Source organism: Streptomyces radiopugnans (genome assembly GCF_900110735.1).
Lineage (GTDB): Bacteria > Actinomycetota > Actinomycetes > Streptomycetales > Streptomycetaceae > Streptomyces > Streptomyces radiopugnans.
This window is the reverse complement of the sequence record NZ_FOET01000001.1, coordinates 382,532-402,145: the sequence shown is the minus strand read 5'-3', so window position 1 is coordinate 402,145 and position 19,614 is coordinate 382,532. Positions and strand designations below refer to the sequence as shown.

Sequence of the window (19,614 nt, the reverse complement as noted above, 5' to 3'; positions counted from 1 at the left end):
CCCCCTTTTCGAGGTCAGTGCCCCAGGAAAGTGGGGGTGAAGACGGCGAGGAAGCCCGCCAGCCCGATCAGCCCGAGGATCCAGGGCGCCGGGCTCAGCAACTGCCCGCCGCCGCCCCGCGCGCCGTGCTCGGCCAGATGGTGCGCGGCCTCGGCGCGTGCGAGGCCGCGGGCCGTGAAGCGGCGGTCGCAGGTGCCGCAGACGAGGTGGCGCCCCTCCCCCGTACCGCGGCGGAAGCACAGCTCACGGGTGATCCTCACTTCGTGGATGCGCCCGTCCTCGCCGTAACCGCTGACCGTGCCCGTGGTCACCGTGCCCGTCGTCAGCATTCGTCCCCCCTTTTTTCGCCCTCCGGATCCCACCCGTGCGTTCCCGGCCGATTCTGGGAGGCGGCACACCGCGGCGCCAGGGCCGAGTGGGGCAGTGTTCGGCGGCGGCCGGTTTCCGGATCCCGGCAAGCGGGACGCGGCAGGGGCGGCGTTGCGGCCGTCCCGCCTTCCGGTGCCGTACGGGCCCCGGCGGCCGGAGGGAGTCGGGGCAGGCTCTCCGGGCCCTTGGGGGACCGGCGTGGAGGAGGGCCGAGTTGGGATCGCTCCCACGCCCTGACCAGCAGCGACGGCGAAAGTTGTGACGAAGGGATCGCCCTGCGCAGCCCCCGTTGCTAGCCTCTTCGCGACCGTGTCCCAGGCGTCGGAACGACGCCTTCCACTGCTCCGCGGAGGAAGATCATGCGCAAGAGCCCGAGGTCGTCCTTATCCCTGGCGTTACGCCCGGCGGCCGTGGCAGCCGTCGGTGCGGCGGCCCTCGTCCTGCCCGCCGCTCCCGCCATCGCCGCCGACACCGAGGACCCGGCCGCCGGGCCGCAGTCCCGGCTGGTGCTGACCATGACGCCGGGCCTGCACTCCCCCGGCTCCGAGTACACCCTGGAGTGCCAACCCCCCGGCGGCACCCACCCCGACGCCGTCGGCGCCTGCGCCAAACTCTCCGCCGCCGCCGGCGACTTCGACAAGCTCGTCCCCACCGGGGCCATGGGCTGCCAGGGCCTGCACGACCCGGTGACCGTCTCCGCCAGGGGCACCTGGCTCGGCGGCGAGGTCGCGTGGTCCAAGACCTTCGGGAACAGCTGCGAGGCCATCACGGCGACGAACTTCGTCTTCCGTTTCTGAGCCCGCTTCCGAGCCCGCGCCCCGCATCCCGCACCCCGCGGCGTCCCGTACGCCCGCCGCACCCCGTACGCCCGCACCGCCGCCGCCCGGGGCGGCGGGAACGGCCGGAGGCCTCCGCACCCGCACCGGGTCCGGAGGCCTCCGCGGACGGGTCCGTCCTGTGCGCGGACTCAGCAGCCGATCAGCCGGGCCGCGAGGTAGGACTCGATCTGGTCGAGCGAGACGCGCTCCTGCTTCATGGTGTCGCGCTCGCGCACCGTCACGGCGTTGTCGTCGAGGGTGTCGAAGTCGACGGTGACGCAGAACGGCGTGCCGATCTCGTCCTGGCGGCGGTAGCGGCGGCCGATGGCGCCGGCGTCGTCGAACTCGATGTTCCAGTGCTTGCGCAGCGTGTCCGCCAGGCCCTTGGCCTTCGGGGAGAGCTGCGGGTTGCGCGACAGCGGCAGGACCGCGACCTTGACCGGCGACAGGCGCGGGTCGAGGCGCATCACGACGCGCTTCTCCATCTTGCCCTTGGCGTTGGGCGCCTCGTCCTCGGTGTAGGCGTCCAGCATGAAGGCCAGCATCGTGCGGCCGACGCCGGCCGCGGGCTCGATGACGTACGGAGTCCAGCGCTCGCCGGCCTCCTGGTCGAAGTACGACAGGTCCTGGCCGGAGGCCTTGGAGTGCGAACTCAGGTCGTAGTCGGTGCGGTTGGCCACACCCTCCAGCTCACCCCACTCGCCGCCGCCGAACTGGAAGCGGTACTCGATGTCGGCGGTGCGCTTGGAGTAGTGGGAGAGCTTCTCCGCCGGGTGCTCGTACCAGCGCATGTTCTCCTCGCGCAGGCCCAGGCCGGTGTACCAGTTCCAGCGCTGCTCCATCCAGTACTCGTGCCACTTCTCGTCCTCGCCCGGCTTGACGAAGAACTCCATCTCCATCTGCTCGAACTCGCGGGTGCGGAAGATGAAGTTGCCCGGAGTGATCTCGTTCCGGAAGGACTTGCCCATCTGCGCGATGCCGAACGGCGGCTTGCGGCGCGAAGTCTGCTGCACCTGGGCGAAGTTGGTGAAGATGCCCTGTGCGGTCTCGGGGCGCAGGTAGGCGACCGAGCCGGAGTCCTGGGTCGGGCCGAGGTGCGTGGACAGCAGGCCGGAGAACTGCTTGGGCTCGGTGAACTGGCCCTTGACGCCGCAGTTGGGGCAGTTGACGTCCGACAGGCCAGCGGCGGGGAGGCGGCCGTGCTTGGCCTCGTACGCCTCCTCCAGGTGGTCGGCGCGGAACCGCTTGTGGCACGAGGTGCACTCGGTCAGCGGGTCGGTGAAGGTGGCCACGTGGCCGGAGGCGACCCAGACCTCGGAGGCGAGGATGACCGACGAGTCGATTCCGACCACGTCGTCGCGCGAGGTGACCATGTAGCGCCACCACTGGCGCTTGATGTTCTCCTTCAGCTCCACGCCCAGCGGACCGTAGTCCCAGGCGGCCCTCTGCCCCCCGTAGATCTCGCTGCAGGGATAGACGAAGCCACGGCGCTTGCTGAGGCTGACGATGGTGTCGATCTTGTCGGCGGCCACGGTGCTCTCTTCGGTACAGACGACGGAATACCTCAGGTTACCGGCGATGACGGGGGCGGGATCAAATCGGTTCGGGGTTCGGACGGAAGATGATGGAAACCCGGTCGCCGCCGCTCTCCGGGATCCCCATCTCATTTGACAATCATTTCCAACTAGGGTGAAAATGGGTGTCATGAACGCTCGACGCCGTCCTCTCATACCCCGCCCCCGCCGCCGCGCCGCCTCCCGTACCGCGCTGGCCGGAGCCGCCGCCCTGGGCATGCTCGGCCTGACCGCCTGCGGCACCGAAGGGACGGGAGGGGGCGCGAGCGACGGGGTGGACGTCGTCGCCTCGTTCTACCCGATGCAGTTCCTCGCCGAGGAGATAGGCGGGGAGCACGTCTCGGTCGCCTCCCTGGTCGAGCCGGGCGTCGAGCCGCACGACCTGGAGCTGAGCCCGCGGCAGACGGCCGAGCTGGGCGAGGCGGACCTCGTGGTCTACCTCAAGGGGTTCCAGCCGGCCGTGGACAAGGCGATCGGGCTGTCCGGCGTGGAGAACGTCGCCGAGGCGACCTCCTACACCGAGCTGGAGGAGCACGGCTCCGGCCACGAGGAGGATGCGGGGGGACACGCCTCCGAGCACGGGGAGGAACACGGCTCCGGTCACGAGGAGGAGCCCGCCGAGGAGGGCCACGAGGGCCACGACCACGGCGGCGAGGGGGCCGCCGACCCGCACGTCTGGCTCGACCCGGTGAAGTACGCCGAGGTCGCCGAGGGCGTCGGCGAGGCCCTGGCGAAGGCGGACCCGGACCACGCGGACGACTACCGGAAGAACGCCGACGCGCTGGCGGAGAAGCTCAGGGACCTGGACGCGGACTTCCGCGAGGGCCTGAAGAACCGCAGGACCGACACCTTCATCACCGCGCACGCGGCCTTCGGCTACCTCGCGGACCGCTACGGACTCCACGAGGAGTCCGTGGCCGGCCTCGACCCCGAGTCCGAGCCCAGCGGCGCGAGGATGAAGCAGCTGCACCGGGTGGCTCGGGAGGACGACGTCGACACGGTCTTCTTCGAGGCGGCGGCCGGCGAGCGCACCGCGAAGACCCTCGCCGACGACCTGGGGCTGCGCACCGACGTCCTCGACCCCGTCGAGGGCATCACCGACGCCTCCCGGGGCGACGACTACTTCGAGGTCATGCGCTCCAACCTCCAGGCTCTGCGGAAGGCGCTCGGCGCCCGGTGAGGAGGCCGACCATGATGGACGAGCACACCACCACGACACAGGCGGCGGCGCGGACCGCGGCACAGGCGGCGCCCCCGGTGCTGTCCCTGCGGGGCGTGACCGCCTCGCTCGGGGCACGGCCGGTGCTGCGCGGCATCGACCTGACCGTGGGGCGGGGCGAGGTCGTCGCCCTGCTCGGCGCGAACGGCTCGGGCAAGTCCACGACGGTGCGGGCCGCCGTCGGCCAGGTGCAGACCTCGGGCGGCGAACTGGAGCTGTTCGGCACCCCGCTGCGCCGCTTCCGCGACTGGCGCCGCGTGGGCTACGTACCGCAGCGCTCGACCGCGGCGGCCGGCGTACCCGCGACCGTGCGCGAGGTCGTCGCCTCCGGGCGGCTGGCCCGCAGGCGGCTGGGACCGCTGGGGCGCGGCGACCGGGCGGCGGTACGGCGGGCCCTGGAACTGGTCGGGCTGGCCGACCGGGCCCGGGACTCGGTGAACGCGCTCTCCGGCGGCCAGCACCAGCGCGTGCTGATCGCCCGCGCGCTGGCCGCCGAACCCGAACTGCTGGTCATGGACGAGCCGCTGGCCGGCGTGGACCTGCTCAGCCAGCGCGTCCTGGCCGAGGCGCTGCGCGAGCAGAGCGCCGAAGGCGTCTCGGTCCTGCTGGTGCTGCACGAACTCGGCCCGTTGGCCCCGCTGATCGACCGCACGGTCGTCCTGCACGACGGCCGGGTGGAGCGGGTGGACGGCACCGCCCACCTCCACGACCAGGCGTGCCACCCGCACGCCGGCTCCTCCGCCGAACCGACCCGGACCGGACTGCTGACATGATCGACATCCTCCAGCCCGCCTTCATGCAGCGCGCGCTGCTCGCCGCGCTGCTGGTCGGCGTCGCGGCCCCCGCCATCGGCATCTACCTCGTCCAGCGCCGCCAGGCGATCATGGGCGACGGGATCGGGCACGTGGCCCTCACCGGTGTGGCGCTGGGCTTCCTGCTGAGCACCAGCCCGGTGTGGACGGCCGTGGTGGTCGCCTCGCTCGGCTCGGTCGCCATGGAGCTGATCCGCTGGTACGGCAGAACGCGCGGCGACGTGGCCCTGGCCATGCTGTTCTACGGCGGCATGGCGGGCGGAGTCCTGATCATCAACCTGGCGCCGGGCGGCACCACGGCCGATCTCCTCTCCCCGCTCTTCGGCTCGGTCATGACCGTCTCGCCCGAGGACGTCACCGCCATCGTGGTGCTGTCCGGCCTCGCCCTGGCGGTCTCCTTCGGGCTGCGGCGGCAGTTGTTCGCCGTCTGCCAGGACGAGGAGTTCGCCCGGGTCAGCGGGCTGCCGGTGCGGCTGCTCAACCTGCTGCTGGCCGTCACCGCCGCCGTCACCGTGACCGTGGCCATGCGGGTGGTGGGCCTGCTGCTGGTGAGCGCCCTGATGGTGATCCCGGTGGCCGCGGCCCAGCAGGTCACGCGCGGCTTCGCGACCACCATGGGGCTCGCGGTGGGCATGGGCGTGCTGGTGTCCGTGTCCGGCACCGCCACCTCGTACTACGCCGACGTCCCCCCCGGCGCCACCATCGTGCTGCTGGCCATCGCGCTGTTCGCCGTCCTGTCCGCGGCGGCTCCGCTGCTGAACCGCGCGCGGCTCAGGGCGCGGGCGCGGGGCGAGGAGGCGCCCGGGCGGAAGGACCGGGCGGGAGAACGGGAGGGGGAGGGCCGGGAGGCGGCGGAAGGCGTTACCGTCGTGCGGTGACCGATGGTCGTCGGCGGACGGCGCGGCCGGCGACACCACCGGTGCGGAGCGCGCCCGGCGGCGCCCGCCACACCTGGCACAATGGCCGATCAGCTACGCGAGGTAGCGCCGACTCTAGGAGGCAATGGTGGCGACCGCAGGTCCCCCCGTACGCGGCCGGTCGACCCGGCAGCGCGCCGCTGTGGCGGCGGCGCTCAGCGAGGTCGACGAGTTCCGCAGCGCCCAGGAGCTGCACGACATGCTCAAGCACCGAGGCGACTCCGTCGGTCTGACCACCGTCTACCGCACGCTCCAGTCGCTCGCCGACGCCGGCGAGGTGGACGTGTTGCGCACCGACGAGGGCGAGGCCGTCTACCGCCGGTGCAGCAGCGACGACCACCACCACCATCTGGTCTGCCGCAACTGCGGCAAGGCCGTGGAGGTGGAGGGGCCCGCCGTGGAGAAGTGGGCGGACTCCATCGCCGCGGAGCACGGCTTCGTGGACGTGGCCCACACCATCGAGATCTTCGGCACCTGCGGCGAGTGCGCGGCCGCGCGGAGCGCCAAGGGCTGACGGTTCCGGTGCGGCGGTCCCGCGGCTCCCGGTGGGAGCCGCGGGACCGCCGCACCGCGCGTGCCCGTGGCCCGCGCGCCGCGCCGGACCGCGGGCGTCAGGCCTGCGGCGGTACGGTCCCCTCCGGCGGGGCGGGAGCGGCCTGCGGGGCGGGAGCGGACGCGACGGGCTCGGCGCCGCCGAAGCGGCGGTCGCGGCGGGCGTACTCCAGGCACGCGTCCCACAGGTTGCGGCGGTCGAAGTCCGGCCACAGCACGTCCTGGAAGACCATCTCGGCGTACGCGCTCTGCCATATCAGGTAGTTGGAGGTGCGCTGCTCGCCCGAGGGCCGCACGAAGAGGTCCACGTCCGGCATGTCCGGGTAGTACAGGTACCTCGCGACGGTCTTCTCGTTCACCTTCGACGGGTCCAGCCGCCCGGCCCGCACGTCCGCCGCGATGGCCGCCGCCGCGTCGGCGATCTCGGCCCGTCCGCCGTAGTTGACGCAGAAGTACAGCGTCATGGCGTCGTTGTCCTTCGTCTGCTCCTGGGCCACCTGGAGCTCCTGGACGACCGACTTCCACAGCTTGGGCATCCGGCCGACCCAGCGGATGCGGATGCCGAGCGCGTCCATCTCGTCGCGGCGGCGGCGGATGACGTCGCGGTTGAAGTTCATCAGGAAGCGGACCTCCTCGGGGGACCGCTTCCAGTTCTCGGTGGAGAAGGCGTACAGGGAGAGGTTCTTCACGCCCATCTCCAGGCAGCCCTTGAGCACGTCCATCACGACGCCCTCGCCGACCTTGTGCCCCTCGGTGCGCGGCAGCCCGCGCTGCTTGGCCCAGCGCCCGTTGCCGTCCATCACGACCGCCACGTGGCCGGGCACCAGATCGGCGGGGATCCGCGGCGGACGCGCGCCGGAGGGATGCGGTTCGGGGGTGAGGTACTCGCGACGCTTCCGGGACAGCATTCCGCGCCGTGCCATGCGGTTCATCTCCAGTCGGGCGGGGCCGGGAGCGGCCGCGCCTGGGTGAGGACGGGGAAGGGATACCGGGAGCGTAGCCGGTCGGCTCCCTCAGGTCTTCTCGACGTAGCGCAGGGAGCGCAGGCCCCGCTCCAGGTGCCAGTGCAGATACGCCGACACCAGGCCGCTGCCCTCGCGGACGTGCCGGGCCTCGGCCGCGTCGGCCGTCGCCCAGTCGCCCGTCAGCAGCGCGCCCAGCAGCCGCAGCGCCTCCGGGGACGGCACGACGCTGCCCGGCCTGCGGCAGTCGGCGCACACCACCCCGCCGGCGGCGACGGAGAAGAACCGGTTGGGACCGGGCAGCCCGCACTGGGCGCACGCCTCGAAGCTGGGCGCGTAGCCGCCCACGGCCAGGGAGCGCAGCAGGAAGGCGTCCAGCACCAGCGCCGGGGCGTGCTCGCCGGCGGCGAGGGTGCGCAGGCCGCCGATCAGCAGCAGGTACTGCTGGACGTTGGGCTCGCCCTCGTGGTCGGTGAACCGCTCGGCCGTCTCCAGCATGGCCGTCCCGGCGGTGTAGCGGGCGTAGTCGATGACGATGTTCCGCCCGTACGGCGCGATGGTCTCGGTCTGGGTGCACAGCGGCAGGCCGCGGCCGACCAGGTCGCTGCCGCGCGCGAAGAACTGGACGTCGACGTGGGAGAACGGCTCCAGCCGCGCCCCGAACTTCGACTTGGTGCGCCGCACGCCCCGCGCCACGGCCCGTACCCGTCCGTGTCCGCGCGTGAGCAGCGTGATGATGCGGTCGGCCTCGCCCAGCTTCTGGGTGCGCAGGACCACGCCGTCGTCGCGGAACAGGCTCACGGCGCCTCCGTGGCGCCCGGCCGGGGGTCCGGGGGGTGCCCCCCGGGTCGGCACGGCTGGGTGCGCGGGACCACGCCGTCGTCGCGGAACAGGCTCATTCCTCCATTGTCCCCCACCCGGCCCCGGCGGGGAGACGGGTCAGGGGGAACCGGGAGGCGTCAGGAGGGGGTGGTGCGGGCGGCGTCCAGCAGACGGTCGGTGTCCTCCCCGCACAGCCGCAGGGTCCGGCCGACCAGGCCCAGTGTCCTGCGCTCGCCGGGTGTGTAGGGGCCATCGGCGAGCGCGATGCGGGCGCCCAGCAGCAACAGGCTCTCGCGGCCGGGGCCGGCCAGGTGCGGGGCGAGCGGGGCCAGGGCCTCGTGCAGCTCTATCTCCATCGTGACCCCGTCGGAGCCGACCGCCGCGAGCAGGGCGACCAGTTGCTCCTCGGAGCAGCCGGTGAAGCCGGCGGCCCGGACGCCCTCCACGGCCGCCTCGCGGGTCGACCGCGCCTCGTAGCCGCCCACCGCCAGCACGGCCAGCGCGACGGCGTGCACGGCGTCGCGGAGCATGGTGCCCAGCCGGGTGGTGGTGGGGTGGTCGAGGGCGTCGGTGCCGAAGTGCCCGTCGCAGGACGCGCACTCCAGCACGGGTCCGGCCTCGCCGCGCGGCAGTACGGGGACGCCGAGCACGACCAGGCGGCGGCGCCCGGTGCGGCGTCTGTAGTTGCGGTCGCCGCCGCAGGAGGGGCAGAAGAACTCGCCGTCGTCGACCGTGTGCCAGGCCGTGCGGACACCCGCCAACCGCAGTCTCCGGCCGTCCCGGCTCCGGGAGTGCACCACTGCCGTACCTCCGTCACGCTTCAGCGCCATTGCCGCGTGGCGTGATGTTAACCACATCCATGAGGTGCCGTCAGTACCCGGGAGGCACACATCCCTCCCCCTTACGGCCCTTGCGGACCGGGCCGGGGGATGTACACGCAGGTCGGGAGGGGTTCTGCGGCATCCGTGCACCGGACGGAAACCTTTGCGAAAGCACGGCGCCACCGGGACCGCCCAGGTGCCCGGCGCCCCGGCCTCCCGGCGAACGGGCCGCGGGCCCGGACGCACGCCGGGGAGGCCTCGCACACCCCGCCGGAGCGCGCCCGCCTCCCCCGGTGGCCTCGTGGAGACGGCCCGCCCCGCCGGACGGGCGTCCGGCGGGGCGGGCGGTGTTCACAGCGGAGGGAGCGGCCGCCGGGTCCCGGGACCGCCGGGCCGCCGGGCCGTCAGCGGAAGGCGCGGTTGACGGCGGAGACGATCGCCTTCAGGGAGGCGCGCGTGGTGTTGGGGTCGATGCCGATGCCCCACAGCACCTTGCCGTCGATGGCGCACTCGATGTACGAGGCGGCCTGCGCGGAGGCTCCCTCGCTCATGGTGTGCTCCTGGTAATCCAGCAGCCTGGCATCGATGCCGATGCTCTCCAGCGCGTCGAAGAACGCGGAGATCGGGCCGTTGCCGCTGCCGGTCAGCACGGTGTCGGTGCCGTCGACGGCCGCCTCGACGGTGAGGGTGTCCACGCCGTCGGTGTCGGTGGTGGTCTGGCCGTTGCGGACCTGGATGCGGCCCCAGGGGTTGTCGGGGTTGGGCAGGTACTCGTCGCGGAAGGCCTCCCAGATCTGCGCCGGGGTGATCTCGCCGCCGTCGGCGTCGGTCCTGGCCTGGATGATCTTGGAGAACTCGATCTGCATCCGGCGCGGCAGGTCCAGCTTGTGGTCGTTCTTCAGGACGTAGGAGACGCCGCCCTTGCCGGACTGGGAGTTGACGCGGATGACCGCCTCGTAGGAGCGTCCGACGTCCTTGGGGTCGATGGGCAGGTACGGCACCGCCCACTCGATCTCCTCCACCGGCCTGCCGGCCGCGGCCGCGTCGGCCTCCATGGCCTCGAAGCCCTTCTTGATGGCGTCCTGGTGGGAGCCGGAGAAGGCGGTGTAGACCAGGTCGCCCGCGTACGGGTGGCGCGGGTGGACCTCCATCTGGTTGCAGTACTCGGCGGTGCGGCGGATCTCGTCGATCCGGCTGAAGTCGATCTGCGGGTCGATGCCCTGGCTGAACAGGTTCATCCCCAGCGTGACCAGGTCCACGTTGCCGGTGCGCTCGCCCTGCCCGAACAGGCAGCCCTCGACCCGGTCGGCGCCGGCCATCACGGCCAGTTCGGCGGCGGCCACCGCGGTGCCGCGGTCGTTGTGCGGGTGGGTGGACAGGCAGACGAACTCGCGCCGCGACAGGTTCCGCGACATCCACTCGAAGCGGTCGGCGTGGGTGGAGGGCGTGGAGCGCTCGACGGTGGCGGGCAGGTTCAGGATGATCTCGCGGCCCTCCTCGGGCTGCCAGACGTCCATGACCGACTCGCAGACCTCCAGGGCGAAGTCCAGCTCGGTGTCGGTGAAGATCTCCGGGCTGTACTGGTAGCCGAAGACCGTCTCGTCGCCCAGGATCTTCTCGGCGTACTCGACCACCAGGCGGGTGCCGTCCACGGCGATCTGCCGGATGTCGTCCCTGCTGCCGCGGAAGACCACGCGGCGGAAGACCGGGGCGGTGGCGTTGTACAGGTGGACCGTCGCCCGGTGGGCGCCGGCCAGGGACTGCACGGTGCGCTCGATCAGGTCCTCGCGGGCCTGGGTCAGCACCGAGATCGTCACGTCCTCGGGGATGGCGTCCTCTTCGATGATGGAGCGCACGAAGTCGAAGTCGGTCTGGCCGGAGGAGGGGAAGCCGACCTCGATCTCCTTGTAGCCCATGCGGACCAGCAGGTCGAACATCTCGCGCTTGCGGGCGGGCGACATCGGGTCGATCAGCGCCTGGTTGCCGTCGCGCAGGTCGGTGGACAGCCAGCGGGGGGCCTTGGTGATCCGCTTGTCGGGCCAGGTGCGGTCGGGCAGCTCGACGGCCTCGTAGCCGCGGTAGCGGTGGATCGGCATGCCCGACGGCTTCTGGGTCACCGTGGCGGCGGTGACGGGCGTGGGGCGGCCTACGCGGGAGGAATCACTGCTCATGTGGACTGGGCTCCTGTGGAGGGCGATGGGCTTCGAAGCGCTTTCCGAACGCTTTCCGAAGGGGCCGACGACGGCATCACCGAACTCCGCGGGGAGGGGGTCGGCCGTATGACTACAGGCCCTCGCCGCGGCAGCTAAGGAGAAGCAGCCCAAAACGCATGATGCGAGTCAGCGTAACCGAGGCGGACGGTGCGTGGCGGCGCGTATCAGTATGCGAGAACTCACATGGGTGAGCACGGAGTCGGCCCCCGCATCCCGCCGGCGCGGGGTGCGGGGGCCGGTTCGCGGAAGCCGTGTCCCAGGAGTCGTGTCCCGGAAGCCGTGTCCCGGAAGCCGGGAGAAGCCGAGCCCTAGAAGCCGAGCCTGCGAAGCTGCTTGGGGTCGCGCTGCCAGTCCTTGGCGACCTTGACGTGCAGGTCGAGGTAGACGGGGGTGCCCAGCAGCGCCTCGATCTGCTTGCGGGACTTGATGCCGACCTCCTTCAGCCGGCTGCCCTTGGGGCCGATGACGATGCCCTTCTGGCTGGGGCGCTCGATGAAGACGTTGGCGTGGACGTCCAGCAGCGGCCGGTCCGCCGGACGCCCCTCGCGCGGCGTCATCTCCTCGACCACCACGGCGATGGAGTGCGGCAGCTCGTCGCGCACCCCCTCCAGCGCCGCCTCCCGGATCAGCTCGGCGACCATGACCTGCTCGGGCTCGTCGGTGAGGTCGCCGTCCGGGTACAGCTGCGGGCCCTCGGGCAGGAGGGGGACGAGCAGGTCGGCCAGCAGACCCACCTGGTCGCCCGCGGTGGCGGAGACGGGGACGATCTCGGCCCACTCGATGCCCAGCTCCTTGCCGAGCCGGTCGACGGAGACGAGCTGCTCGGCCAGCGCCCTGGAGTCCACCAGGTCGGTCTTGGTGACGACCGCGACCTTCGGGGTGCGCTTCAGGGCCGCCAGCTCCCCCGCGATGAAGCGGTCGCCGGGACCGATCTTCTGGTCGGCCGGCAGGCAGAAGCCGATCACGTCGACCTCGGCCCAGGTGGTGCGCACCACGTCGTTGAGGCGCTCGCCGAGCAGGGTGCGCGGCTTGTGCAGACCGGGGGTGTCCACCAGGACGAGCTGGGCGTCGGGGCGGTGGACGATGCCGCGCACGGTGTGGCGGGTCGTCTGCGGGCGGTTGGAGGTGATCGCGACCTTCGTCCCCACCAGGGCGTTGGTGAGGGTCGACTTGCCCGCGTTGGGGCGGCCGACGAAGCAGGCGAAGCCCGCGCGGTGCGGTGCGGACTCCGCCTGCTGCTCGGGCCGGGAAGAGGGGGAACGGTCGCTCATGGTGGCCATTCTCCCCGATTCGCGGGGTGTCCCCGTACCGGCCGTCTCGCCCCCTCCCCCGCCCGGCGGTTCAGCCCGCGGTGACGGTGGAGCGGACCGCGCCGTCGGGGCCGGCCAGCAGTACCGGGGTGGCGGGGCCGCCCAGCTCGTGGACGGCCGCGAGGTCGGCGGAGGGCACGGCGGGCGCCTCGGAGACCACGGCCGCGGCCTCCAGGGACTTGGCTCCGGACGCCACCGCCATCGCGACGGCCGTCTGCAGCGCGCTCAGCCGGAGCGACTTCAGGGCGACGGTTCCGGCCACGTACGTGCGCCCGGTCTCATCGCGTACGGCCGCGCCCTCGGGCACGGCGTTGCGGGCCCGCGCGCTGCGCGCGAGGGTGACGATCTTGCGGTCTTCGGGGTCCAGGTCGGCGGCTTCGCTCATGCGGGTGAGCATATGCGCTCACCGCCCGGCGGGGCGGCCGGACCGGGAACGGGCGCATCCCGTCCCCATATCCCCCTCCGCCCCTCCGGACGTCAGCCGCCGGCCTCGGCCGCCGCCTCGTCCTGCGGTTCCGGCACGGGGGCGCGGACGGGCTCGACCAGGACCGTGACGATGCGGTTGCGGCGGCCCGCCGGGGACTCGGCGGTCAGCCGCAGGCCGAGCAGCGCCGGATCGCCCCGGTTGTCCGCGTGGTGGCCGCCGCGGTGTTCGCCGCGCCCCTCGGGCAGCTCCACCGTCACCGTGGCGCCCGCGATGGGGACGCGGCCCAGGAGCTTGGCCAGCAGCCCGCCGACCGTCTCCACGTCCTCGTCCTCCAGGTCCAGGCCGTACAGCTCGCCCAGGTCGCCCAGGTCCAGACGGGCGGTGACCCGGTGGCGGCCCTCGCCCAGGTCCTCGACGGGCGGCAGCTCCCGGTCGTACTCGTCGGTGATCTCGCCGACGATCTCCTCCAGGATGTCCTCGATGGTGACGATCCCGGCGGTACCGCCGTACTCGTCGATCACGACGGCGACGTGGTTGCGGTCCTTCTGCATCTCGCGCAGCAGGTCGCCGGCGTTCTTGGTGTCGGGGACGAAGACGGCCGGCCGCATGGCCGTGGAGACCAGGTCGTTCTCGGTCTCGCGGTTGATGTGGACCTTCCGGGACAGGTCCTTGAGGTAGACGATGCCGACGACGTCGTCCTCGTTCTCGCCGGTCACCGGGATGCGCGAGAAGCCCGAGCGCAGGGCCAGGGTGAGCGCCTGGCGGATGGTCTTGAACCGCTCGATGGAGACCAGCTCGGTGCGCGGCACCATCACCTCGCGCACCAGGGTGTCGCCCAGCTCGAAGACCGAGTGCACCATGCGGCGCTCCTCGTCCTCGATCAGCGCCTCCCGCCCGGCCAGGTCCACCATGGCCCGCAGTTCGGCCTCGGTGGCGAACGGGCCCTTGCGGAAGCCCTTGCCCGGGGTCAGGGCGTTGCCCAGGAGGATCAGCAGCTGCGGCAGCGGGCCGAGTACGCGGGCGAGCGGCAGCAGCACGTACGCGGCGGCCGTGGCGGTGTTCAGCGGGTGCTGGCGGCCGATGGTGCGCGGCGAGACGCCGACGGCGACGTAGGAGACCAGCACCATCACGCCGCCGGCCGCCGACAGCGCCTGCCAGGTGCTGTCGAAGGTGTGCAGGAAGCCGTAGGTGACCAGGACCCCGGCCGACATCTCGGCGGTCACCCGCAGCAGCAGGGCGAGGTTGAGGTAGCGGGTGGGGTCGGCCGCGACGGCGGCCAGCTTGTCCCCGCCGCGCCGCCCGGAGCGTACGGCCTCCTCGGCGCGGTAGCTGGTGGTGCTGGCCAGGCCCGCCTCGGCGCAGGCGGCCAGCCAGGCGAGGCCGACCAGCAGGACCGCCGCGGCGATCAGGGGGGTGCTCATGTCGTCGTCGGGGCCGGGGAGGGCCCCTCCAGTCCCCGCTCGGCGCGCCAGCCGTCGACGATCGCCGCCTGCAGGCCGAACATCTCGGTCCGCTCGCCGGGCGTCTCGTGGTCGTAGCCCAGCAGGTGGAGCACCCCGTGGACGGTGAGCATCTGCAGCTCCTCGTCCATGGAGTGCTTCGTCGGGGCTTCGGCGCCCTGCTTCTCGGCGACGTCGGGACAGAGCACGATGTCGCCGAGGAGGCCCTGCGGGGGCTCGTCGCCGTCCTTGGAGGGCGGGCGCAGCTCGTCCATGGGGAAGGACATCACGTCGGTCGGGCCGGGCAGGTCCATCCACTGCTTGTGGAGCTGCTCCATGGCGTCGGTGTCGACGGCGATCACCGACAGCTCCGACAGCGGGTGGATGCGCATCCGGGCGAGGGCGTAGCGGGCGATGTCGAGGATCGCCCGCTCGTCGATCTCGCGGCCGGACTCGTTGTTGACGTCGATCGACATGTGGGTGGTGGTTGCTTTCCGTTACTTTCGTTCACTGCCGTCGGTGGTGCCGTGGCGGTCGTCGTAGCGCTCGTAGGCGTCGACGATACGGCCGACCAGCTTGTGCCGTACGACATCGGTGCTGGTGAGCCGCGAGAAGTGGACGTCCTCCACGCCCTCGAGGATCTCCTGCACCTGGCGCAGGCCGCTTCTGGTGCCGCCGGGCAGGTCCACCTGGGTGACGTCGCCGGTGATCACGATCTTGGAGTCGAAGCCGAGCCGGGTGAGGAACATCTTCATCTGCTCGGGGTTGGTGTTCTGCGCCTCGTCCAGAATGATGAAGGCGTCGTTGAGCGTCCGGCCGCGCATGTACGCCAGCGGCGCGACCTCGATCGTCCCGGCGGCCATCAGGCGCGGGATCGAGTCGGGGTCGAGCATGTCGTGCAGCGCGTCGTACAGCGGCCGCAGGTAAGGGTCGATCTTCTCGTAGAGCGTGCCGGGCAGGAAGCCCAGCCGCTCCCCCGCCTCGACGGCGGGCCGGGTCAGGATGATGCGGGTGACCTGCTTGGACTGCAGGGCCTGCACCGCCTTGGCCATGGCGAGGTAGGTCTTGCCGGTGCCCGCCGGGCCGATGCCGAAGACGACCGTGTGCTTGTCGATCGCGTCCACATAGCGCTTCTGGTTGAGCGTCTTGGGGCGGATCGTGCGGCCGCGGTTGGACAGGATGTTCTGCGTGAGCACCTCGGCCGGTGTCTCGTCGGCGCCGCCCTCCGCGTCGCGGAGCATGGCGATCGATCGTTCCACCGCGTCCTCCGTCAGCGGCTGGCCGGTGCGCAGCACCAGCATCATCTCGTCGAACAGCCGCTGGACGAGTTCGACCTCCACCGCCTCGCCGGTCGCGGTGATCTCGTTCCCCCGGACGTGGATGTCCGTCGCCGGGAAGGCCTTCTCGATCACGCGGAGGAGGGAGTCGCCGGAACCCAGCACCGTCACCATCGGGTGCTTGGCCGGAACGGTGAAACGGGCACTCGCTGAGGTGGACCGTGCCTGGTCCGTCTGTGTCTGAGTCATGGGCCGGCTCTGTGGCCTGCGCGTCCCTCTCTGTCGCTGCTGTGCCGCCGGTCTGTCACCGCCGCGCGCCTGGACTTCCAGGGTACGACGTGACGCTGACAGGCCAGTAGCCATTTGTACGCCCGGCCGCGCGTCCGGGTGCCCGGAGGGCCCGCGGCCGGCGCACGGGGCCCGCGGCCGGCCCGCAGGGCCACGGCCGGCTCACGGTGCCCCGTGGACGCCCCGTGGACACCCTGCGGACGCCCCGCGGACCGCCTCACGCCCGGCGGAAGCCGATGGTCGGCACCGCGCGGCGCAGCGGCCACGGCCGGGCGCAGCAGGGCAGCAGGGCGTCCAGGAAGCCGTAGCGGCTCAGGGCGGCCGGATCCTGCTCGTCGAAGTCGCGCACGCGCTGCCACCAGGCGGCGATCTCGACCCAGCCCGGTGCGGACAGCGAGCCGCCGAACTCCTGCACCGACAGGGCGGCGGTCAGTCCGGCGAAGGCCAGCCGGTCGGCCAGCGGCCAGCCGGCCAGGGTGCCGGTGACGAAGCCGGCCACGAACACGTCCCCGGCGCCGGTGGGGTCCAGCGCCTCCACCGAGATGGCGGGCACCTCGGCGGTCTCGCCCGTGGCGCCGTCCACCGCGACGGCGCCCTCGGACCCCATGGTCACCACGGCCAGCGGCACCCGGTCGGCGAGGCGGCGGGCCGCGGTGCGGGGGCAGTCGGTGCGGGTGTAGCGCATCGCCTCCCCGGCGTTGGGCAGGAACGCCTCGCAGTGCTCCAGGTCGGCGAGGTCGTCCGGGTCCCAGCGGCCGGTCTCGTCCCAGCCGACGTCGGCGAAGACCCGGCTGCCGGCCCGGGCCGCCCGCGCGATCCACTCCTGGCGTCTGCCGGGCTGGAGGGAAGCGACGCAGGCGCGGGCGGCGGGCGGGTCGTCGGGGGCGGGCTCCTCGGGCCGGGGGGCCTCGTGCCCGTGGGAGACCATCGTCCGCTCGCCCTCGTAGGCCATCGAGACGGTGACCGGCGAGTGCCAGCCGGGCACGGTGCGCGACAGCTTCAGGTCGATGCCCTCGCCGCGCTCCAGCGCCTCCCAGCAGTACTCGCCGTACATGTCGTCGCCGAAGGCGGCGGCGAGCGAGGTGCGCAGGCCGAGCCGGGCCAGGGCGGTGGCCATGTTGGCGACGCCGCCGGGGCTCGATCCCATGCCCCGCGCCCAGGACTCGGTGCCGCGCACCGGCGCCGAGTCCAGGCCCGTGAAGATGATGTCCAGGAAGACCGTCCCGGTCAGGTAGACGTCGCAGGGCGGGTCGTCGGGGGTGCGGAGCGCGGCGAGCGGGTCGAGCATGCGGCCAGTGTGCACGATCGGCGCGGTGGGCCGTCGGCGGGTTGCGGACGGCGTCACCAGCGCGGTACGGAGGGGGTTTCCCACCGCGGATCGGCCCGGCGCATGGCGGCGGCGTCGTCCCGGTCGCGCATCGAGCCGTCGTCGGCCAGCCAGCGGCGGTGGAGGGCGTCGAGGCGGTCGCGGTCGAGGGTGACGCCCAGTCCGGGGGCGTCGGGGACGGTGACGGCGCCGTCGAGGAAGGCGATGCGCTCGGTGAGCACGTCCTCGGTCTGCCAGGGGTAGTGGGTGTCGCAGGCGTGCTCCAGGCCGGGGACGGTTGCGGCGACATGGGTCATGGCGGCGAGGCTGACGCCCAGGTGGGTGTTGGAGTGCATGGAGACCCCGACTCCGAAGGCGCGGCAGACCGCGGCCAGTTGCTGGGTGTTACGCAGCCCTCCCCAGTAGTGGTGGTCGCTGAGCAGCACCTGGACGGCGCCGGCGGTGAACGCCTCGGCGATCTCGGGGAAGGTGGTCACGCACATGTTGGTGGCCAGCGGCAGCCCTCCGGCCCGCGCGGCGACCTCGGCCATCGCGGGCGTGCCGGTGGTCGGGTCCTCCAGGTACTCCAGCACGTCGCGCAGTTCGTCCGCGACCTTCAGCGAGGTCTCCACCGACCAGGCGCCGTTGGGGTCCAGCCGCAGGGGTCTGCCGGGGAAGGCCTCAGCGAGCGCCCGGACGGCGGCGACCTCCTCCTCGGGCGGGAAGACCCCGCCCTTGAGCTTGAAGGAGCCGAAGCCGTGGTCGGCCGCGAAGCGGCGGGCCTGGGCGACGATCCCGCCCGGGTCGAGGGCGGCGCCCCAGTCGTCGCTTCCGGCCGCCTCGCCGCCGGGATGCGCGGCCCAGCGGTAGAACAGGTAGGCGCTGTACTCGACCCGGTCGCGCACCTTCCCGCCGAGCAGGGCGTGCACGGGCATCCCCAGTGTCCTGCCCAGGGCGTCCAGACAGGCCACCTCGAAGCCGGAGACGACGGACAGCCGCAGCTTGTCGGCGGTCTGGACGCCGCGCAGCCCGCCCACGTCCACCGAGCCGTCCGTCCGGTGGCCGTCCAGGGGGAGGGCTCCGGCGAGGGCGAGCAGTCCGTTCAGGTCGCTGACCGGGTGCCCGGGCAGCCGCCGGGCGAAGGAGCGTGCCAGTTCCAGGTACTTGGTGTCGCCGTAGGTCTCCCCGACCCCGGTGGCGCCTCCCGCCGTGACCACCTCGACGATCAGGCGCGGGGTGTACGGCTGGTGGACGCCCTGCGTGTTGAGCAGGGGAGGGTCGGCGACGAGGATCGGGGTGAGGCGCACCTCGGCGACGGTCAGGTCCTTCATCGGCGACTCCTGTCGGGTCGGGGCCGACGGCGGCGGGCGCCGGGGGGCGTGGCCTTCCCGCCGCCGATCCGTTCTCCTATGTGAACCCTGTCTATGTGCGGAAACGGAGACTAGGTACGGCGCGGGAAGGCGTCAAGGGTGCCCGTACGTTTCCGGAAAAGGGCGCGCGGCGGCGACCGGAGCAGGCCGGTACGGGCGCGGGCGCGGAGGAGCAGGGCACGGAGAAGGGCGGGCGGCCGGGCGCGGGCCGTCAGCGCCGCCGGGGCAGCGGCACCCGCATCAGGTCCTCGGCCACGGTCAGCTCCCCGGCGAACCCCGCCGCCCGGGCCTGGGCGGCGAACCGGGCCGGATCGTCGTAGCGCTGCGAGAAGTGCGTGAGCACCAGGTGCCGCACGCCCGCCCGCACCGCGGCGGAGGCCGCCTGGCCCGCGGTGAGGTGACCGTACTCCCGCGCCAGGGCCTCCTCCTCGTCGAGGAAGGTGGCCTCGATGACCAGCATGTCGCAGCCCTCGGCGAGCGCGTGCACGCCGTCGCACAGCCGGGTGTCCATCACGAAGGCGAAGCGCTGCCCGGGGCGGGTCTCGCTCACCTCGTCGATCGTCACCCCGCGCAGCTCGCCCTCGCGCTGGATGCGGCCGACGTCGGGGCCCGAGATGCCGTGGGCGGCGAGCCGCTCGGGCAGCATCCGGCGCCCGTCGGGCTCGACCAGGCGGTAGCCGTAGGACTCCACCGGATGGGACAGGCGCCGCGCCTGGAGGGTGTACGCGCCGGTGACGGCCAGTGTGCCGTCGGCGACGACCGGTTCCTCGCGCAGCTCGACCGTCTCGCGGTAGGCGGTGGCGTAGCGCAGGCGGTCGAAGAATCGCTGCCCGCTGACCGGGTAGTGCGCCGTGACAGGGTGCGGCACCCGGTCGAGGTTGATGCGCTGGATGACCCCGGCCAGCCCCAGGCTGTGGTCGCCGTGGAAGTGGGTGACGCACAGCCGGGTGAGGTCGTGGGCCGCCACGCCCGCGCGGAGCATCTGGCGCTGGGTGCCCTCGCCGGGGTCGAACAGCAGCGCCTCGCCGTCCCAGCGCAGCACATAGCCGTTGTGGTTGCGCCGGCGGGTGGGCACCTGGCTGGCGGTGCCCAGCACGACCAGTTCGCGTACGGACAAC

Annotated in this window: 19 protein-coding genes; 5 read left to right on the top strand and 14 right to left on the bottom strand. The window is 72.6% G+C overall.

Going from position 1 to position 19,614, the window contains the following annotated elements; all coding sequences use genetic code 11:
- Positions 1 to 14: 14 nt before the first annotated feature.
- Positions 15 to 329 (bottom strand): hypothetical protein, encoded by a 315-nt coding sequence (locus BMY40_RS01715; RefSeq protein WP_093654585.1) that lies wholly within the window; start codon positions 327 to 329, stop codon positions 15 to 17.
- 450 nt (positions 330 to 779) lie between these two features.
- Between BMY40_RS01715 and BMY40_RS01710 the strand changes: the two genes are divergently transcribed.
- Positions 780 to 1,166 (top strand): SSI family serine proteinase inhibitor, encoded by a 387-nt coding sequence (locus BMY40_RS01710; RefSeq protein ID WP_177213830.1) that lies wholly within the window; start codon positions 780 to 782, stop codon positions 1,164 to 1,166.
- Positions 1,167 to 1,336: 170 nt separating this feature from the next.
- Here the strand turns inward: BMY40_RS01710 and BMY40_RS01705 are convergent, their stop codons facing one another.
- Positions 1,337 to 2,719 (bottom strand): glycine--tRNA ligase, encoded by a 1,383-nt coding sequence (locus tag BMY40_RS01705; RefSeq protein ID WP_093654581.1) that lies wholly within the window; start codon positions 2,717 to 2,719, stop codon positions 1,337 to 1,339.
- A gap of 163 nt (positions 2,720 to 2,882) precedes the next feature.
- Here BMY40_RS01705 and BMY40_RS01700 point away from each other — a divergent pair, with 163 nt between their 5' ends.
- The 4 genes from BMY40_RS01700 (at position 2,883) to BMY40_RS01685 (ending at position 6,223) form a co-directional block, all read left to right on the top strand.
- On the top strand, positions 2,883 to 3,941 hold the full coding sequence (locus BMY40_RS01700) for a metal ABC transporter solute-binding protein, Zn/Mn family (protein WP_093654579.1): 1,059 nt from the start codon (positions 2,883 to 2,885) through the stop codon (positions 3,939 to 3,941).
- Positions 3,942 to 3,955: 14 nt separating this feature from the next.
- Positions 3,956 to 4,753 (top strand): metal ABC transporter ATP-binding protein, encoded by a 798-nt coding sequence (locus tag BMY40_RS01695; RefSeq protein WP_245769846.1) that lies wholly within the window; start codon positions 3,956 to 3,958, stop codon positions 4,751 to 4,753.
- Positions 4,750 to 5,670, top strand: a complete 921-nt coding sequence (locus BMY40_RS01690; protein ID WP_093654575.1) for a metal ABC transporter permease — start codon at positions 4,750 to 4,752, stop codon at positions 5,668 to 5,670. The genes BMY40_RS01695 and BMY40_RS01690 overlap by 4 nt, the downstream gene beginning before the upstream one ends.
- A gap of 127 nt (positions 5,671 to 5,797) precedes the next feature.
- Entirely contained in the window at positions 5,798 to 6,223 is a 426-nt protein-coding gene (locus BMY40_RS01685) for a Fur family transcriptional regulator (RefSeq protein WP_093655668.1), read from the top strand.
- Positions 6,224 to 6,320: 97 nt separating this feature from the next.
- Here the strand turns inward: BMY40_RS01685 and BMY40_RS01680 are convergent, their stop codons facing one another.
- From BMY40_RS01680 to BMY40_RS01625, 12 genes are all read right to left on the bottom strand, one after another.
- Entirely contained in the window at positions 6,321 to 7,184 is an 864-nt protein-coding gene (locus BMY40_RS01680; protein WP_245769778.1) for an isoprenyl transferase, read from the bottom strand.
- Positions 7,185 to 7,274: 90 nt separating this feature from the next.
- Entirely contained in the window at positions 7,275 to 8,024 is a 750-nt protein-coding gene (recO, locus tag BMY40_RS01675) for a DNA repair protein RecO (RefSeq protein WP_093654573.1), read from the bottom strand.
- Positions 8,025 to 8,182: 158 nt separating this feature from the next.
- Positions 8,183 to 8,875, bottom strand: coding sequence for a tellurite resistance TerB family protein (locus BMY40_RS01670; RefSeq protein WP_093654571.1), 693 nt, complete (start codon positions 8,873 to 8,875; stop codon positions 8,183 to 8,185).
- 395 nt (positions 8,876 to 9,270) lie between these two features.
- Complete coding sequence (gene leuA, locus BMY40_RS01665) at positions 9,271 to 11,037, bottom strand: 2-isopropylmalate synthase (RefSeq protein WP_093654569.1); 1,767 nt, start codon at positions 11,035 to 11,037, stop codon at positions 9,271 to 9,273.
- 350 nt (positions 11,038 to 11,387) lie between these two features.
- On the bottom strand, positions 11,388 to 12,359 hold the full coding sequence (era, locus tag BMY40_RS01660) for a GTPase Era (protein WP_093654567.1): 972 nt from the start codon (positions 12,357 to 12,359) through the stop codon (positions 11,388 to 11,390).
- Positions 12,360 to 12,420: 61 nt separating this feature from the next.
- Positions 12,421 to 12,786 carry a cytidine/deoxycytidylate deaminase family protein gene (locus BMY40_RS01655; RefSeq protein WP_093654565.1) on the bottom strand — a complete coding sequence of 122 codons (366 nt, stop codon included), beginning with the start codon at positions 12,784 to 12,786 and terminating at the stop codon, positions 12,421 to 12,423.
- Positions 12,787 to 12,866: 80 nt separating this feature from the next.
- Positions 12,867 to 14,237, bottom strand: coding sequence for a hemolysin family protein (locus BMY40_RS01650; protein WP_093654563.1), 1,371 nt, complete (start codon positions 14,235 to 14,237; stop codon positions 12,867 to 12,869).
- Positions 14,234 to 14,731, bottom strand: a complete 498-nt coding sequence (ybeY, locus tag BMY40_RS01645; RefSeq protein WP_093654561.1) for an rRNA maturation RNase YbeY — start codon at positions 14,729 to 14,731, stop codon at positions 14,234 to 14,236. Before ybeY ends, BMY40_RS01650 begins: the two co-directional genes overlap by 4 nt.
- 21 nt (positions 14,732 to 14,752) lie before the next feature.
- Positions 14,753 to 15,781, bottom strand: a complete 1,029-nt coding sequence (locus tag BMY40_RS01640; protein WP_093654559.1) for a PhoH family protein — start codon at positions 15,779 to 15,781, stop codon at positions 14,753 to 14,755.
- 256 nt (positions 15,782 to 16,037) lie between these two features.
- Positions 16,038 to 17,108: a carbohydrate kinase family protein gene (locus BMY40_RS01635; protein ID WP_093654557.1), complete on the bottom strand. Its 1,071-nt coding sequence runs from the start codon at positions 17,106 to 17,108 to the stop codon at positions 16,038 to 16,040.
- Positions 17,109 to 17,161: 53 nt separating this feature from the next.
- On the bottom strand, positions 17,162 to 18,457 hold the full coding sequence (locus BMY40_RS01630) for a glucarate dehydratase family protein (protein WP_093654555.1): 1,296 nt from the start codon (positions 18,455 to 18,457) through the stop codon (positions 17,162 to 17,164).
- Positions 18,458 to 18,707: 250 nt separating this feature from the next.
- Positions 18,708 to 19,613 carry a ribonuclease Z gene (locus BMY40_RS01625; protein WP_093654553.1) on the bottom strand — a complete coding sequence of 302 codons (906 nt, stop codon included), beginning with the start codon at positions 19,611 to 19,613 and terminating at the stop codon, positions 18,708 to 18,710.
- Position 19,614 lies beyond the last annotated feature (1 nt).